Source organism: Citrobacter sp. wls615 (genome assembly GCF_005281355.1).
GTDB lineage: Bacteria > Pseudomonadota > Gammaproteobacteria > Enterobacterales > Enterobacteriaceae > Citrobacter > Citrobacter werkmanii.
The window spans coordinates 58,590-75,788 of the sequence record NZ_SZXM01000020.1 but is presented as its reverse complement, the minus strand read 5'-3'; the positions used below and the strand labels follow the sequence as shown (position 1 = coordinate 75,788).

Below are 17,199 nucleotides of genomic sequence, written 5' to 3'. Positions count from 1 at the left end.
GAGGGCAAATAATAATGACAATAAAATTGGTATTAATTACTGTTTCTGTTCATCATCAGTAAACAGATCAATAAACGCGCGTTGTTCAGGGGAAAGTGTCCAGGAGGTGGGGATTTCCGGCCCATTCTCTGCGCCGCTATTGCTCTCTTGTTCATTTTCATGAGGAGATGGCGTTACGGTGGCGTGTTGTTCCGGTGCGGACATGACCTACCCCCACACTTGCCAGACCACGAGCGCGACGACAATCCAGAACACAGCGGAGCCGAGAAAAACAGCAAACCAGGCTTTACGTTTCATCGCGGGATCCCTGCGTGCAGGCTGGTTTCCTGAAGGCATTGCTAACCTCATACTATCGAAATCACTTATCATTTAGGCACCAAACAATCGGTACAATTAATCATCAGATAGGAGGAATCCTAATAAAAAAGGCAAAAAAAAGCCAGTTAATTTTCGGACTCATCCTGATAAATAAATCGATTGTTTGATCGGTTATAAATATTTGAAAGGAATTTTTGGCAAGCTAACTAATTTGAAACTACTTTAGAGAACCTTTTCCACAAACTATATATGGTTAATTTATTCACGACAAATTATCAATATTCAGCGTCTCCCGTCGGTATCGCATTATGCAGAAGGATACCGACGAGATAACAGCAGGTATTATTTCTCAGGCAATTTAATATCTTTAAACATGGCTTCAATATCATCATTCGAACGCAGCGCCACCGCAGTATCCACCACATCTCGCGTCAGATGTGGCGCGAAACGTTGAATGAAATCATACATGTAACTGCGTAAAAACGTACTGCGACGAAAACCAATTTTGGTGGTGCTATGACTAAAGATATCGTGCGCGTCAACACGGACAAGATCCGGGTCGGAGACGGGATCAACCGCCATGCTGGCAATTACCCCCACGCCGAGGCCCAGACGCACATAGGTTTTAATGACATCGGCATCGGTCGCGGTAAAAACTATCCGCGGCTCCAGACCCGCACGATTAAAAGCGGTATCCAGTTCCGAACGCCCGGTAAAACCGAAGGTGTAGGTGACCAGCGGATACTGCGCTAACTCTTCAATAGAAACGGACGCTTTTCCCGCCAGCGGATGATCCGGCGTCACGACGATCGAGCGGTTCCAGTGATAGCAAGGCAGCATCACCAAATCGTCATACAGATGCAGGGCTTCTGTCGCAATGGCAAAGTCTGCATTCCCTTTCGAAACGGCTTCGGCGATTTGCGTCGGCGATCCCTGGTGCATGTGCAAAGAGACGCGAGGGTATCGCTCAATAAAACCTTTAATCACGTTTGGCAGTGCGTAACGTGCTTGTGTGTGGGTCGTCGCGATGTATAACGAGCCTTTGTCCGGCCAGGTATGTTCGCCGGCAACGGACTTAATGGCATCCACCTTCGACAGTACCTCACGCGCAATACGGATGACTTCCTGCCCCGCTGGCGTAACCTGCGTCAGGTGCTTACCGCTACGGGCAAAAATCTGGATACCAAGTTCATCTTCAAGCATACGAACTTGCTTACTGATGCCTGGCTGGGAGGTATAAAGCCCTTCCGCCGTTGAGGAGACATTAAGGTTGTGGTTCACCACCTCAACAATGTAGCGAAGCTGCTGTAATTTCATGTTAAGCCATCCCGATTTATGCCATCAGATCATCGTTTCAAAGCAGGCTCGTTAGCGCTGCTAATACGATTTAATAATAAAAAACGTGTTAACTATAACCACTATATCATTTCTATGTAAGCTGTATAGGCATGACAAAAAATAATACGCCAGAAACAAAAAGGGTCGCTTACGCGACCCTTTAAGGAGAAATTCAGGCGGAATGCCGTTATTTCTTCCCTTCAACCCATTTACCGTCAACAAAGAACGCGGACCAGCCGGTCGCCTTACCGTCTTTCTCAGCGGCAACGTATTGCTGCTTGGTTTTACGGCTGAAACGGACCATGGACTTGTTGCCGTCCGGGTCCGTCTGCGGCGCGTCTGCCAGATAACGCAGTTTTTCCGGCAGACGATCGCGGAAGCGGTACAGCTCTTCCACTAACGGCGCGCGGGTCTCACGTGATTTCGGGAACGTATTTGCCGCCAGGAAGATACCTGCAGCGCCATCACGTAACACAAAATACGCGTCAGATTTTTCACACGGCAGTTCCGGCAGCGGAACCGGATCTTCTTTCGGCGGAGCGACTTCACCGTTACGCAGGATCTTACGAGTGTTTTTGCACTCGTCGTTGGTACACGCCATGTACTTACCGAAACGCCCCATTTTCAGGTGCATTTCAGAACCACATTTTTCGCACTCAACGATAGGACCGTCATACCCCTTGATGCGGAATTCACCCTCTTCGATCTCGTAGCCGTCGCAGGTCGGGTTATTACCACATACATGCAGCTTACGCTTAGGATCGATAAGGTAGCTGTCCATCGCCGTACCGCACTTCTGGCAGCGACGTTTGGCGCGCAGAGCGTTCGTTTCCGCGTCGTCGCCTTCCAGCACGTTCAGCACTTCGTTTTCCGGCACCAGGTTAATGGTGGTTTTGCAACGCTCTTTCGGCGACAGCGCATAGCCGGAACAGCCGAGGAAAACGCCGGTGCTGGCGGTACGAATACCCATCTTGCGTCCGCAGGTCGGGCAATCAATGCTGGTCAGCACCATCTGATTCGGACGCATACCGCCCTCCTCAGGATCTTTCTCGGCTTTATCCAGTTGCTGAGTAAAATCGGTGAAGAAGTTGTCGAGTACGCCTTTCCATTCGGCTTCGTGATTCGCCACCTGGTCGAGGCTGTCTTCCATCTGCGCGGTAAAATCGTAGTTCATCAGTTCGCGGAAGTTTTCTTCCAGACGATCGGTGACAATTTCACCCATTTTCTCAGCATAGAAGCGACGGTTCTCAACGCGAACATAGCCGCGATCCTGAATCGTGGAAATAATCGACGCATATGTTGATGGACGACCAATACCACGCTTTTCAAGCTCTTTAACCAGCGAGGCTTCACTGAAACGCGCAGGCGGTTTGGTAAAGTGTTGCGCTGGCGTCAGTTCGACAAGCGTCAACGTATCGCCTTTATCCACCGCCGGTAAGATACGGTCTTCATCGCCCTTACGCAGCGCAGGCATCACTTTGGTCCAGCCATCGAAACGCAGAATACGACCACGCGCTTTCAGGCGGAAATCACCCGCGCCCACGGTTAAGGTGGTGGAATCGTATTTCGCCGGCGTCATCTGGCAGGCAACAAACTGACGCCAGATCAACTGGTACAGTTTCTGCGCATCAGCTTCCATGTCTTTCAGTGATTCCGCCTGTACGGCGACATCGGAGGGACGGATAGCTTCGTGCGCTTCCTGAGAGTTCTCTTTGCTGGCGTACTGGTTCGCGCTCTCCGGCAGATATTTTTTACCAAAATTATCGCTGATGTAATCGCGAACCATGGTGACGGCGTCCTGACTCAGGTTTGTTGAGTCCGTACGCATATAGGTGATGTAACCCGCTTCGTACAAGCGCTGTGCCATCATCATGGTTTTCTTCACGCCAAAGCCCAGACGCGTGCTCGCAGCCTGCTGTAGCGTGGAGGTAATAAACGGCGCGCCCGGCTTGCTGCTGGTCGGTTTATCTTCACGTTCCAGAACGCTATAGCGCGCTTTTTCCAACAGGCTAACAGCGGCAAGCGTTTGTTCCCGGTTGACCGGGCGGAACGGTTTATCATTCTGATGCGTCACCTCAAGCGGCAAAGCATCGCCACCAGGCGTGGTCGTGTCAGCACCAATTTCCCAGAACTCTTCTGGGACAAATGCTTTGATTTCACGTTCACGCTCAACCACCAGACGTACAGCAACCGACTGTACGCGGCCTGCAGACAAACCACGCGCAATTTTTTTCCACAGCAGCGGCGACACCATATAGCCCACCACGCGGTCCATAAAGCGGCGCGCCTGTTGCGCGTTAACCCGGTCGATGTTCAGTTCGCCCGGTTTTTCAAACGCCTGACGAATAGCGTTCTTGGTAATTTCGTTAAACACCACGCGGCTGTAGCGTGTGTCATCGCCGCCGATCACTTCCCGCAGGTGCCATGCAATGGCTTCCCCTTCGCGGTCAAGGTCGGTTGCGAGATAGATGTGGTCGGCTTTTTCAGCCAGTTGCTTCAGTTCAGAAACAACTTTCTCTTTACCAGGCAGCACTTCATAGCGCGCATCCCAGTTGTGCCATGGGTCAACACCCATGCGGTTGACGAGAGCGCCACGTTCATCCTTTTTGGGCTTTTTAGCCGTTTTGGTGGAGGTTGAGTCGGCGCTCTTTTTAGTTGCTGAGCCACTGGTCGGCAAATCACGGATATGACCGACGCTGGATTTCACCACGTAGTCATTACCCAGATACTTGTTGATCGTTTTGGCTTTTGCCGGGGACTCAACGATGACAAGAGCTTTACCCATATTCACCTTTACCTAATTTGATTCTTCCAGAATGCGTCGCACGTTGATTCACCTTCCACTGGCGACGAGACATCGATATGGTCTCTGCGTCGGTGGATATCAACCCCTTAAACTGATTCGCGCTTGTAATGTAACTCTCATGTAACTGAGTTGACAGGCTTTTTTTCTCACAAACGCTATAGCACGACGAAGTATTGGTCGAATGTCAAGCAAATCTGTTGCCAGATTGACGAAAGCGTCACACTGTACCTGATAAAATGCGTTACGCAACTTTATTAGCATGCAAAAACAAATCTCGCCAGTTGCAACCCTGACGTAAGACCTTCATTTATGTCAGGGAATATTTGCCCATAAGCCGGGCTCGGCGTAGACTAATGTCCTTGTTTAAGGAGTAAATAATGCATAAAGACACGCAACCTATCGATCGCGAAACGCTGCTGATTGAAGCCAACAAAATCATTCGTGAGCATGAGGACACGCTGGCGGGGATTGTCGCCACTGGCGTTACGCAGCGAAATGGCGTGCTGGTTTTCAGCGGCGATTACTTTTTAGACGAGCAAGGGCTTCCGACGCCCAAAAGTACGGCGGTGTTTAATATGTTTAAGCACCTGGCACACGTACTTTCTGAAAAGTATCACTTGATCGATTAATACAAGAAATGATTTGCCGGATGGCGGCTCTGCCATATCCGGCCCAGGATGTTGTCATCCTGGGCCGGGTAAGATGCTTTAGCATCACCATCCGGCAATGACAATTTTACATCAGCGGTTTCTGTCCCCGCTGCCACCAGCGCAGCAGCAAACGATCGGCGCTCTCGGCCGCACTCCCGGTAAAGCGATCCATCAGTTTTTTGCGCTGCATATAGCGAACGCTCAACACTTCGCGCCCTTCCATTAGCCCGAGGATCACTTCATCACTGGTATTGATTTCATCCACCAGCCCGTTCGCCAGCGCCTGTTGCCCAAACCAGTGTTCGCCGGTGGCAACCTGCTCAATGTCCAGAGTCGGACGCATGCGCTGCACAAAATCCTTAAACAGGTGATGGGTTTCATTCAGATCTTCGCGGAATTTCTGCCGCCCTTCTTCCGTGTTTTCACCCAGCAGCGTCAGCGTACGCTTGTACTGTCCGGCGGTGTGCAGTTCGATATCAATATCCTTCCCTTTCAGAAAGCGGTTAAAGTTCGGGATCTGCGCCACGACGCCAATCGACCCGACGATAGCAAACGGTGCCGAGACAATTTTATCGGCTACGCAGGCCATCATATACCCACCGCTCGCGGCGACTTTATCCACCGTTACGGTCAACGGAATCTGCTTATCGCGCAGACGCTGTAACTGCGATGCAGCCAGGCCATAACCATGAACCACACCGCCCGGGCTTTCCAGGCGAACCACCACCTGATCCTGCGGTTTAACCACTGCCAGCACCGCCGTCACTTCCTCACGTAACGCGCTGACCTCATGGGCGTCCATGCTGCCTTTAAAATCCAGCACCCATACACGTGGTTTATCAGATGACGTACTGTCTCCCAGTTTCGCTTTTGCCTTGGCTGCCTTCGCTTCCAGTTTCTGTTTCTTTTTCTGCGCCTTATGCCAGAATTTTTGCTGATGCCCGTCCAGTAATGCCAGCGACAGATCATCCTTCATCTCTTTATATTGCTCGCTGAGGTTAACTACCCGCAGCTCCCCGCGCTGACGCTTGCGTTGTGTCGCGTTCACAATCAGCATCACAACTACCGCAATAGCCACCACGACAGTGACAATTTTTGCCAAAAACAGCCCATATTCAGACAACAATTCCACGAGACCCACCTTGGTTAAACAACGCTATTCCCGCTCAGTGTACAACAGGCTGCTTAACCCGTCTTGCTTCATCCATCCTGGTGCTGAATCAGCAAAAAGCATGACAAAGCGTTCATTTTGCGGTGTTATTGCCTTTGGCTGATTGAAAAAGAACAGGGTTTAAGGCATAAAGCCGAAACGTTATCGCGAACGAGATGGCCAGAGCGTTGCCGAGGAGTAGCCGTGCATTACCAACCTAAACAAGACCTTTTACAGGACCGCATTATTCTGGTTACCGGTGCCAGTGATGGTATCGGACGTGAAGCTGCACAGACCTATGTGCGTTACGGCGCGACCGTTATTCTGCTTGGGCGTAACGAAGAAAAACTGCGCCAGGTTGCCCGCACTATTGCCGATGAAAACGGTACGCAGCCACACTGGTTCACGCTGGATCTGCTCACTTGTACTTCTGAAGAATGCCACCAGCTCGCACAGCGCATTGCCGCACATTTTCCACGTCTGGATGGCGTACTACATAATGCCGGATTACTGGGTGATATTTGTCCAATGAGTGAACAAAATCCGCAGATCTGGCAAGATGTCATGCAGGTAAATGTGAATGCCACCTTTATGCTGACCCAGGCATTGCTGCCGCTATTGCTGAAATCCGATGCCGGATCGCTGGTCTTTACCTCTTCCAGCGTCGGTCGCCAGGGACGCGCCAATTGGGGCGCATATGCTACCTCCAAATTCGCTACCGAAGGCATGATGCAGGTTCTGGCAGATGAATATCAGAACCGTCACCTGCGCGTAAACTGTATCAATCCAGGCGGTACGCGTACCGGAATGCGAGCCAGTGCATTTCCAACTGAAGATCCGCAAAAATTGAAAACCCCCGCCGATATTATGCCGCTCTACCTGTGGCTGATGGGCGATGACAGCCGCCGTAAAACCGGTATGACTTTCGATGCCCAGCCGGGCCGTAAACCAGGAATAGCTCAATGAGTGAAGAACGCTACCAGCAGCGCCAGCAGCGCGTTAAAGAGCGGGTTGATGCCCGCGTTGCCGCTGCAAAGGATGAACGCGGGATCATTATCGTATTCACCGGAAACGGTAAGGGTAAAACCACCGCTGCGTTCGGGACCGCCACGCGCGCGGTGGGCCATGGTAAAAAAGTCGGCGTGGTGCAGTTTATTAAAGGTACCTGGCCAAACGGTGAACGAAACTTACTCGAACCCCATGGCGTAGAGTTTCAGGTTATGGCGACAGGATTTACCTGGGACACGCAAAACCGCGAGTCGGATACCGCAGCCTGTATGGCCGTATGGGAACATGGAAAGCGAATGCTGGCTGATGCTGAACTTGATATGGTTATCCTGGACGAACTGACCTATATGGTGGCGTACGACTATCTGCCGCTTGAAGAGGTTATCAATGCCTTAAATGCGCGTCCTGCCCATCAGACGGTGATTATCACCGGTCGGGGATGTCATCGCGATATTCTGGAGTTAGCAGATACGGTGAGCGAACTGCGCCCGGTTAAGCACGCGTTTGAAGCAGGCGTGAAGGCTCAGATGGGAATTGATTACTGACACCAGGCCGGATAAGGCGCTTTTGCCGCATCCGGCTCCACGCTAACGCCTGATGGCGCTTTGCTTATCAGGCCTGGTCATGATTAACCGTTGTTGCTGCGACCACCCGGACGACGGCTGCTGCCGACCTGTGAGTGGCGCTTCACCGCACGACGGATCTGGTTCGCCTTCATACGACGACGATCTTTCTCGACGGCAACTTTAGAGGTCGTTTCCGGCTTCAGCTCCACCAGTTCACGTAAATAGTTGGTCTGCGCAAGATCAAGCTCCGTCCAGCCGCCACGCGGCAGGCCTTTCGGCAGCGGGATATCGCCGTAACGGACACGGATAAGACGACTTACCTGCACGCCTACAGCTTCCCACAGTCGACGTACTTCACGGTTACGCCCTTCGGTCAGCGTGACGTTGTACCACTGGTTGATCCCTTCACCACCGCTGAACTTGATTGTTTTAAACGCCGCCGGACCATCTTCCAACTGTACGCCACGACTCAGATCGCGCAGTTTCGCGTCATCAACCTGACCAAACACACGCACCGCATATTCACGCTCAACTTCACGGCTTGGATGCATCAGACGGTTTGCCAGTTCACCGTCGGTAGTGAACAGCAATAAACCGCAGGTATTCACATCCAGACGCCCCACGGCAATCCAGCGCGCATCGCGCAGTTTTGGCAGACGATCAAATACGGTCGGACGACCTTCCGGGTCGTTACGGGTACACAGTTCACCTTCTGGTTTGTAATAGGCCAGAACGCGACAGATTTGTTCCGCAGACTCTTTAACTGAAATCAGATGACCGTCGATACGGATTTTCAGACCCGGTGTCACTTCAACGCGATCGCCGAGCGTGGCAATTTTGCCATCAACGCTCACACGGCCCGCGGCAATAATGGTTTCAATTTCACGGCGAGAACCGTGGCCGGCGCGCGCCAGCACTTTTTGTAACTTTTCGCTCATAGAGCTTCCTTTAGATGTCGCCTTCACAGGCGTCGAACAGGAGAATCAACGGCGCCAGTCAGCGCCATTTTAAGGCCGCGTAGTATAGCGGTTCGCGCCCTTATAAGAAAGGTTTAACGTCGCCGACGCCTTCACGCAAGACCACCGGGGAATCGTCAGTTAAATCGATGACTGTGGTCGGCTGCTGGCCGAGATAGCCGCCGTGGATAATCAGCTCCACCTGCTTCTCCAGACGATCCTTAATCTCTTCCGGGTCAGACTCGGTAAATTCACTGCCCGGCAGCATCAGCGATGTAGAGAGCATCGGCTCGCCCAGTGCTTCCAGCAGCGCCAGCGCAATCGGATTCGACGGCACACGCAGGCCGATGGTCTTACGTTTTTCCTGCAACAAACGGCGCGGCACTTCTTTCGTCCCTTTCAGGATGAAGGTGTAGTTGCCTGGCGTATTATTTTTAATCAAACGAAAAGCCACGTTATCGACAAACGAATAGGTCGACAGTTCGGACAGGTCACGGCACATCAGCGTAAAGTTGTGTCCATCCGGCAGGTGGCGAATGCGACAAATGCGCTCCATTGCGCCTTTATCTTCAATTTTGCAGCCCAACGCATAGCCGGAATCGGTTGGATAGACGATCACCCCGCCCTTACGCACGATTTCAACGGCCTGATTGATCAGCCGCGGCTGCGGGTTTTCGGGATGAATATAAAAAAACTGGCTCATACTTTCCTCTCTGTAATCTCAGGCTGTTCCCAAAGTTGCCAGACTCCTTCTACGCCCGCGGGCAACCAGAGTTTACGACCCAGTTCAATCCACGGGCAGGGCTGATGAAAATCAGATCCCTGCGATGCCCACAATTGATGCTGGCGAGCAAGCGTCGCCAGATGGGTGCGTTCATTGGGAGACTGTTGGCACTGCGCCACTTCCATCGCGTCACCACGGTGTTCAGCGAAGTATGCAACCAGTCTTTTCAGCCACTTAGCGCTAAGATCGTACCGCCCCGGATGAGCCAGAACTGCCTTACCGCCAGAATGATGAATGACATCAATAGCTTGTTCTATTGTACACCACTGCGGCGGAACGTAACCGGTTTTCCCACGGGCAAGGTATTTTTTAAAAACATCCGCGATTGTCGTGGCTTTTCCGCACTCCACCAGAAAACGCGCAAAATGACCCCGAGTGACCGCCCCGCCATCTGCCAGACGCAACGCGCCTTCCCATGCGCCGGGAATATGCGCTTTATCGAGTCGTTCAGCAATCAGGCGCGCGCGCTGCTGACGGCGTTCCGTTTGTTGCGCCAAAAACTCGCACATCAGTGGATGAGAAATATCAATATTCAGACCCACAATATGGATCTCATGATTTTCCCACACCGTAGAAATCTCAACACCTGAGATCAGATTTAACGCTAAACCCGAACGTGAAATTTCTTCTCTTGCCGCCGCAATACCGGCCGTGGTGTCATGATCGGTGATCGCCAGTGTACCGACTCGCATCTCTACCGCACGGTGTACTAAGGCTTCAGGGGTTAATCGCCCATCAGAGGCTGTAGTATGACTGTGCAGGTCATAAATCACTGCGTAATTCGTGTCGCTCAAGGCGGCTCCCATTTCAATAAATGTCGTAACACGCCCATCATAGCGGTTTCGACAAATTTACTGAAATCAGGTGTTGACTTTACCCCACTGAACTAGTTAACTAGTACGCAAGTTCACATGAAGAAGGTATCTGAGATGAAAGCAACATTTGTCCTGCACGGTTGGTGGCGCACTTCCTGATTTCGGGCAGTGTCTTACGTCTGCAATATGCAACCAGATACCCGGCCCGCCAACTGAGCGGGCTTTTTTTTGAACAAAATTAATGAGAATAACGATGCAAACACAAAAACCGACACTCGAATTGCTTACCTGCGATGCCGCCTACCGTGAGAATCCGACAGCGCTATTTCATCAGGTGTGTGGCGCGCGTCCGGCGACGCTGCTGCTTGAATCCGCAGATATCAATAGCAAAGATGATCTGAAGAGCCTGCTGCTGGTCGACAGCGCGTTACGCATCACCGCTCTGGGTGACACTGTCACTATCAAGGCCCTCTCCGCGAACGGCGCATCGCTGCTACCCCTGCTGGATGCAGCGCTGCCTGCTGGCGTTGAAAACGAACAACAGCCGAACATACGTCATTTGAAATTTCCCAATGTAAGCCCGTTGCTGGATGAAGATGCCCGCTTATGTTCCCTTTCCGTATTTGATGCTTTCCGTTTATTGCAGGAACTGGTCAATGTCCCTGCGCAAGAACGTGAAGCGATGTTCTTCGGCGGTCTGTTTTCCTATGACCTGGTCGCCGGTTTTGAAGATTTACCGCAGCTTGAAGCAGGTAACCGTTGCCCGGACTACTGCTTTTATCTGGCAGAGACGCTGATGGTCATTGACCACCAGAAAAAAAGCACCCGCATTCAGGCCAGCGTGTTTACCCCTAGCGATGGCGAAAAACAGCGTCTGAACGCTCGTCTGGCGCAACTGAGCCAGCAGCTTACCGAGCCCGCTCCACCGCTGCCCGTGACAGAAATTCCGCAGATGCGCTGCGAATGTAACCAGAGCGATGAAGAATTTGGCGCTGTGGTGCGCGGGATGCAAAAAGCCATTCGCGCAGGCGAGATTTTCCAGGTGGTTCCGTCCCGCCGTTTCTCATTGCCCTGCCCGTCACCGCTGGCGGCCTACTATGTGCTAAAGAAAAGTAATCCCAGCCCGTATATGTTTTTCATGCAGGACAACGATTTCACGCTGTTCGGCGCCTCTCCGGAAAGCTCGCTGAAATATGATGCCACCAGCCGGCAGATTGAGATCTACCCGATTGCCGGAACGCGTCCGCGCGGTCGCCGGGCGGATGGCTCGCTGGACCGCGATCTCGACAGCCGTATCGAGCTGGAGATGCGTACCGATCATAAAGAGCTTTCCGAGCACCTGATGCTGGTTGACCTTGCACGTAACGACCTGGCGCGCATCTGCACGCCGGGTAGTCGCTACGTTGCTGATCTGACCAAAGTGGATCGGTACTCCTTCGTGATGCACCTGGTTTCCCGCGTAGTCGGCGAACTGCGTAGCGATCTGGATGTGCTGCATGCGTACCGCGCCTGTATGAATATGGGCACGCTAAGCGGTGCGCCGAAAGTTCGCGCCATGCAGCTTATCGCCGAGGCCGAAGGTCGTCGCCGTGGCAGCTATGGCGGCGCGGTAGGCTACTTTACCGCCCATGGCGATCTGGATACCTGTATTGTGATTCGTTCCGCCCTCGTGGAAGACGGTATTGCCACCGTACAAGCCGGTGCCGGGATTGTTCTGGATTCTGTTCCGCAGTCTGAAGCCGATGAAACCCGTAATAAAGCGCGTGCGGTTTTGCGTGCTATCGCCACTGCGCACCACGCACAGGAGACTTTCTAATGGCTGACATTCTGCTGCTCGATAACATCGACTCATTTACCTATAACCTGGCGGATCAGCTGCGTACTAACGGTCATAACGTGGTGATTTACCGCAACCATATTCCGGCCCAGACGTTAATTGACCGCTTAGCAACCATGAAAAACCCGGTGCTGATGCTCTCGCCGGGGCCAGGTGCGCCAAGCGAAGCGGGCTGCATGCCGGAGCTGTTAACCCGCCTGCGCGGCAAGCTGCCGATTATCGGTATTTGTCTGGGGCATCAGGCGATTGTTGAAGCCTACGGCGGCTATGTCGGTCAGGCAGGCGAGATCCTGCACGGTAAAGCGTCCAGCATTGAACACGACGGTCAGGCAATGTTCAGCGGTCTGGCGAATCCATTGCCGGTAGCGCGTTACCACTCGCTTGTAGGTAGCAACGTTCCGGCCGGATTGACCATCAACGCCCACTTTAACGGCATGGTGATGGCGGTCCGTCACGATACCGATCGCGTGTGTGGCTTCCAGTTCCATCCGGAATCGATCCTCACCACCCAGGGCGCGCTTCTGCTGGAGCAAACGCTGGCCTGGGCGCAACAGAAACTCGAGCAGACCAATACGCTGCAACCTATTCTGGAGAAACTGTATCAGGCTCAGACGCTATCCCAGCAGGAAAGCCACCAGCTGTTCTCTGCCGTTGTACGCGGGGAACTGAAGCCGGAACAACTCGCTGCGGCGCTGGTGAGCATGAAAATTCGTGGCGAACACCCGCATGAAATTGCCGGTGCGGCAACCGCGCTGCTGGAAAACGCCGCCCCGTTCCCGCGCCCTGATTATCTGTTTGCCGATATTGTCGGTACCGGCGGTGACGGTAGTAACAGTATCAATATCTCCACGGCCAGCGCTTTCGTTGCGGCGGCCTGTGGACTGAAAGTGGCCAAACACGGCAACCGCAGCGTCTCCAGCAAATCTGGCTCTTCGGATCTGTTGGCGGCATTTGGCATTAATCTGGACATGAACGCCGATAAATCCCGTCAGGCGCTTGACGATCTTGGTGTGTGCTTCTTGTTTGCACCGAAATACCACACCGGTTTTCGCCACGCCATGCCGGTACGCCAACAGTTGAAAACCCGCACGCTGTTTAACGTACTCGGTCCGTTGATTAATCCGGCGCATCCACCGCTGGCGCTGATCGGCGTTTACAGCCCGGAACTGGTACTGCCGATTGCCGAAACGCTGCGCGTATTGGGATATCAGCGTGCCGCGGTCGTACACAGTGGCGGCATGGATGAAGTTTCGCTGCATGCGCCGACTATTGTGGCGGAGCTGCATGATGGCGAAATCAAGAGCTATCAACTGACGGCGGAAGACTTTGGCCTGACGCCTTACCATCAGGAACAGCTGGCGGGCGGCACGCCGGAAGAAAACCGTGACATTCTTAGTCGCTTGTTACAAGGTAAAGGTGAAGCCGCTCATGAAGCAGCCGTTGCCGCGAATGTCGCCATGTTAATGCGCCTGCACGGTGAAGAAGATTTAAAAACCAATGCGCAAACCGTGATTAATGTGCTGCGTAGCGGCGTGGCCTATGACCGTGTCACTGCGCTGGCAGCAAGAGGGTAAATGATGCAAACCGTTTTAGCGAAAATTGTCGCTGACAAGGCGATTTGGGTAGAAGCCCGGAAACAACAACAACCGCTGGCCAGCTTTCAAAATGACGTACAACCCAGCGCTCGTGATTTCTACGATGCGCTGCAAGGCGCGCGTACCGCCTTTATGCTGGAGTGCAAAAAAGCCTCGCCATCGAAAGGCGTGATTCGTGATGACTTCGACCCGGCACTGATTGCGGACGTGTATAAACATTATGCATCTGCGATTTCCGTGCTGACCGATGAAAAATATTTCCAGGGCAGCTTTGATTTCCTGCCCATCGTCAGCCGTATCGCGTCGCAGCCCATCCTGTGTAAGGACTTTATTATCGATCCTTACCAGATTTACCTGGCGCGTTTCTACCAGGCGGACGCCTGCCTGCTGATGCTGTCAGTGCTGGACGATGAGCAATATCGTCAACTCGCCGCCGTGGCCCATAGCCTGAAAATGGGTGTTCTGACCGAAGTCAGTAACGAAGAAGAGCTGGAGCGGGCTATCGCTCTCGGCGCCAAAGTCGTTGGTATCAATAACCGTGATTTACGCGATCTGTCGATTGACCTGAATCGCACCCGTCAACTGGCGCCGCGACTGGGTCATGGCGTAACCGTCATCAGCGAGTCCGGTATTAATACCTACGGCCAGGTACGCGAACTCAGCCACTTCGCCAACGGTTTTCTGATTGGCTCTGCGCTGATGTCGCATGATGACCTGCACGCCGCCGTGCGTCGGGTTCTGCTTGGCGAGAACAAAGTCTGCGGTTTGACCCGGACTCAGGATGCAAACGCGGCATATGAAGCGGGCGCCATATATGGCGGGTTGATTTTCGTGCCCTCATCTCCGCGCGCGGTTAGCGTTGAGCAGGCGCGAGAAGTGATAAGCGGTGCTCCATTGCAGTATGTCGGTGTGTTTCGTAACACCGAGATTACCGAGGTGTGCGACAAAGCGTTGGCCCTGGGATTGAGTGCAGTGCAACTGCATGGGAGCGAAGATCAGACCTATGTTGACGCCCTGCGCGATGCGCTGCCCAAACAGGTGCAAATCTGGAAAGCGCTGAGCGTGAGCGAAACGTTGCCAGCCAGGGATTATCAGCATGTCGATAAGTACGTGTTCGACAACGGCCAGGGCGGTAGCGGTCAACGCTTCGACTGGTCGCTTTTAGGCGGGCAATCGCTGGATAACGTTTTACTGGCTGGCGGACTTGGCGCCGATAACTGTGTCAACGCGGCAAAAACCGGCTGTGCCGGGCTCGATTTTAATTCTGGCGTAGAGTCACAGCCGGGCATCAAAGATGCACGACTCCTGGCTTCGGTCTTTCAGACGCTGCGCGCATATTAAGGAAAAGGACATGACAACATTACTCAATCCGTACTTTGGTGAATTTGGCGGTATGTATGTGCCACAAATTCTGATGCCTGCCCTGCGTCAACTGGAAGAAGCTTTCGTCAGCGCGCAAAAAGATCCTGAGTTTCAGGCGCAGTTTACCGATCTGCTGAAAAACTATGCTGGTCGTCCAACCGCGCTGACCAAATGCCAGAACATTACTAACGGGACCAACACCACGCTGTATCTTAAGCGTGAAGATTTACTGCACGGCGGTGCGCACAAAACTAACCAGGTGTTGGGTCAGGCGTTACTGGCGAAGCGTATGGGGAAAACGGAAATCATCGCCGAAACCGGCGCGGGTCAGCACGGCGTTGCATCGGCGCTGGCCAGTGCATTGCTGGGTCTGAAATGCCGTATTTATATGGGTGCGAAAGACGTTGAGCGTCAGTCGCCTAACGTTTTCCGTATGCGTCTGATGGGAGCAGAAGTCATTCCTGTTCATAGCGGTTCTGCAACGCTGAAAGACGCCTGTAACGAAGCCCTGCGCGACTGGTCTGGCAGCTACGATACCGCGCACTATATGCTCGGGACAGCGGCGGGACCGCATCCCTTCCCGACCATTGTACGTGAGTTCCAGCGCATGATCGGCGAAGAAACGAAAGCGCAGATTCTGGAAAAAGAAGGTCGTTTGCCGGACGCTGTTATCGCCTGCGTGGGCGGTGGTTCTAACGCCATTGGCATGTTTGCCGATTTTATTAATGAAACCAGCGTCGGTCTGATTGGCGTAGAGCCTGGCGGTCACGGGATCGAATCCGGTGAACACGGCGCACCGCTGAAACACGGTCGTGTCGGGATTTACTTTGGCATGAAATCTCCGATGATGCAGACCGAAGAAGGACAGATTGAAGAGTCTTACTCTATTTCCGCAGGTCTGGATTTTCCGTCTGTCGGGCCGCAGCATGCATACCTGAACAGCATCGGACGTGCCGATTATGTTTCAATCACGGATGATGAAGCGCTGGAAGCCTTTAAAACGCTGTGTCTGCACGAGGGGATCATCCCGGCGCTGGAGTCCTCCCATGCCCTGGCACACGCTCTGAAAATGATGCGTGAAAATCCGGAAAAAGAGCAGTTACTGGTGGTTAATCTCTCCGGTCGCGGCGACAAAGACATTTTCACCGTACACGATATTCTGAAAGCGCGAGGGGAAATCTGATGGAACGTTACGAAAATCTTTTTGCACAGCTGAAGGACCGCAAAGAAGGTGCTTTTGTCCCCTTCGTAACCCTGGGCGATCCATCGGTCGAACAGTCACTGAAAATCATTGATACGCTGATTGAAGCCGGCGCTGATGCGCTTGAACTCGGCATTCCGTTCTCCGATCCGCTGGCGGACGGTCCGACCATACAGGAAGCTACACTGCGGGCATTTGCCGCGGGCGTGACACCGTCACAATGCTTTGAGATGCTGGCATTGATTCGTCAGAAACACCCCACCATTCCAATTGGTCTGCTGATGTATGCCAACCTGGTGTTCAGCAAGGGTATTGACGAATTCTACGCTCAGTGCGAGAAAGTCGGCGTGGATTCTGTTTTGGTGGCAGATGTGCCTGTTGAGGAGTCTGCGCCATTCAGAGCTGCGGCGCTCCGCCACAACATTGCGCCTATTTTTATCTGCCCGCCGAACGCTGATGAAGAACTCCTGCGCCAGATTGCCTCTTACGGTCGCGGCTATACCTATCTGCTTTCGCGTGCCGGCGTGACTGGCGCTGAAAATCGTGCGGCGTTACCGCTGCATCATCTGGTCCAAAAGCTGAAAGAATATGGTGCTCCTCCGTCATTACAGGGCTTTGGTATCTCTGCACCTGACCAGGTGACCGGCGCGATTGAAGCCGGTGCTGCCGGGGCAATTTCCGGTTCAGCGATTGTGAAAATCATTGAGAAGAATGTTACCGCGCCTGAGCAGATGCTGGCGGAGCTGAAAGCCTTTGTCAGCGCGATGAAAGCGGCCACGCCTTACTAAGCTAAATCAACCGCCAGAGACTCCT

General features: G+C 53.0%; 17 protein-coding genes and 1 other annotated feature. Of the genes, 9 read left to right on the top strand and 8 right to left on the bottom strand.

Translation table 11 applies throughout. The features are described from left to right. Positions 1–36: 36 nt before the first annotated feature. The 4 genes from FDX04_RS24125 to topA form a co-directional block, all read right to left on the bottom strand. Entirely contained in the window at positions 37–204 is a 168-nt protein-coding gene (locus tag FDX04_RS24125; RefSeq protein WP_170975145.1) for a hypothetical protein, read from the bottom strand. Positions 205–207: 3 nt separating this feature from the next. Beyond that, positions 208–348 (bottom strand): YmiA family putative membrane protein, encoded by a 141-nt coding sequence (locus tag FDX04_RS06335; RefSeq protein WP_213083790.1) that lies wholly within the window; start codon positions 346–348, stop codon positions 208–210. A 312-nt stretch (positions 349–660) separates the two neighbouring features. After that, on the bottom strand, positions 661–1,635 hold the full coding sequence (gene cysB, locus FDX04_RS06330; RefSeq protein ID WP_042308079.1) for an HTH-type transcriptional regulator CysB: 975 nt from the start codon (positions 1,633–1,635) through the stop codon (positions 661–663). Positions 1,636–1,843: 208 nt separating this feature from the next. Further along, on the bottom strand, positions 1,844–4,441 hold the full coding sequence (gene topA / locus FDX04_RS06325) for a type I DNA topoisomerase (protein ID WP_137350289.1): 2,598 nt from the start codon (positions 4,439–4,441) through the stop codon (positions 1,844–1,846). Between the two features lie 398 nt (positions 4,442–4,839). On the opposite strand from topA, the gene FDX04_RS06320 reads away from it, so the two are divergent. Further along, positions 4,840–5,091 (top strand): YciN family protein, encoded by a 252-nt coding sequence (locus tag FDX04_RS06320; protein ID WP_003020616.1) that lies wholly within the window; start codon positions 4,840–4,842, stop codon positions 5,089–5,091. Between the two features lie 106 nt (positions 5,092–5,197). Here FDX04_RS06320 and sohB read toward each other — a convergent pair whose 3' ends face one another. Next, the gene (gene sohB, locus FDX04_RS06315; protein WP_137350290.1) at positions 5,198–6,244 is read right to left on the bottom strand and encodes a protease SohB; all 1,047 of its coding nucleotides are present in this window, start codon (positions 6,242–6,244) and stop codon (positions 5,198–5,200) included. Positions 6,245–6,466: 222 nt separating this feature from the next. On the opposite strand from sohB, the gene FDX04_RS06310 reads away from it, so the two are divergent. Together FDX04_RS06310 and cobO are read left to right on the top strand one after the other, a co-directional pair. Further along, the gene (locus FDX04_RS06310; RefSeq protein WP_079223959.1) at positions 6,467–7,228 is read left to right on the top strand and encodes a YciK family oxidoreductase; all 762 of its coding nucleotides are present in this window, start codon (positions 6,467–6,469) and stop codon (positions 7,226–7,228) included. Continuing rightward, complete coding sequence (cobO, locus tag FDX04_RS06305; protein ID WP_061381239.1) at positions 7,225–7,815, top strand: cob(I)yrinic acid a,c-diamide adenosyltransferase; 591 nt, start codon at positions 7,225–7,227, stop codon at positions 7,813–7,815. Before FDX04_RS06310 ends, cobO begins: the two co-directional genes overlap by 4 nt. A gap of 83 nt (positions 7,816–7,898) precedes the next feature. Here the strand turns inward: cobO and rluB are convergent, their stop codons facing one another. From rluB to rnm, 3 genes are all read right to left on the bottom strand, one after another. Further along, on the bottom strand, positions 7,899–8,774 hold the full coding sequence (rluB, locus tag FDX04_RS06300; RefSeq protein WP_038640972.1) for a 23S rRNA pseudouridine(2605) synthase RluB: 876 nt from the start codon (positions 8,772–8,774) through the stop codon (positions 7,899–7,901). A 100-nt stretch (positions 8,775–8,874) separates the two neighbouring features. Beyond that, a complete protein-coding gene (locus tag FDX04_RS06295) occupies positions 8,875–9,495 on the bottom strand; it encodes an L-threonylcarbamoyladenylate synthase (RefSeq protein WP_137365428.1) in 621 nt (206 codons plus the stop codon). Continuing rightward, entirely contained in the window at positions 9,492–10,382 is an 891-nt protein-coding gene (rnm, locus tag FDX04_RS06290) for an RNase AM (protein WP_137370628.1), read from the bottom strand. The genes FDX04_RS06295 and rnm overlap by 4 nt, the downstream gene beginning before the upstream one ends. Before the next feature lie 123 nt (positions 10,383–10,505). Here rnm and trpL point away from each other — a divergent pair, with 123 nt between their 5' ends. The 6 genes from trpL to trpA all read left to right on the top strand — a co-directional run bounded on the left by trpL (position 10,506) and on the right by trpA (position 17,174). After that, positions 10,506–10,550: a trp operon leader peptide gene (gene trpL, locus FDX04_RS06285; protein WP_012905981.1), complete on the top strand. Its 45-nt coding sequence runs from the start codon at positions 10,506–10,508 to the stop codon at positions 10,548–10,550. After that, positions 10,527–10,621, top strand: a sequence feature (Trp leader region). It overlaps the preceding gene by 24 nt. Positions 10,622–10,644: 23 nt before the next feature. Continuing rightward, positions 10,645–12,207: an anthranilate synthase component 1 gene (locus tag FDX04_RS06280; protein ID WP_042308066.1), complete on the top strand. Its 1,563-nt coding sequence runs from the start codon at positions 10,645–10,647 to the stop codon at positions 12,205–12,207. Further along, on the top strand, positions 12,207–13,802 hold the full coding sequence (trpD, locus tag FDX04_RS06275) for a bifunctional anthranilate synthase glutamate amidotransferase component TrpG/anthranilate phosphoribosyltransferase TrpD (RefSeq protein WP_137370627.1): 1,596 nt from the start codon (positions 12,207–12,209) through the stop codon (positions 13,800–13,802). The genes FDX04_RS06280 and trpD overlap by 1 nt, the downstream gene beginning before the upstream one ends. A gap of 3 nt (positions 13,803–13,805) precedes the next feature. Continuing rightward, a complete protein-coding gene (gene trpCF, locus FDX04_RS06270) occupies positions 13,806–15,164 on the top strand; it encodes a bifunctional indole-3-glycerol-phosphate synthase TrpC/phosphoribosylanthranilate isomerase TrpF (protein WP_137370675.1) in 1,359 nt (452 codons plus the stop codon). 10 nt (positions 15,165–15,174) lie between these two features. Then, positions 15,175–16,368 carry a tryptophan synthase subunit beta gene (gene trpB / locus FDX04_RS06265; protein WP_137370626.1) on the top strand — a complete coding sequence of 398 codons (1,194 nt, stop codon included), beginning with the start codon at positions 15,175–15,177 and terminating at the stop codon, positions 16,366–16,368. Continuing rightward, the gene (trpA, locus tag FDX04_RS06260) at positions 16,368–17,174 is read left to right on the top strand and encodes a tryptophan synthase subunit alpha (protein ID WP_137370625.1); all 807 of its coding nucleotides are present in this window, start codon (positions 16,368–16,370) and stop codon (positions 17,172–17,174) included. The genes trpB and trpA overlap by 1 nt, the downstream gene beginning before the upstream one ends. Positions 17,175–17,199 lie beyond the last annotated feature (25 nt).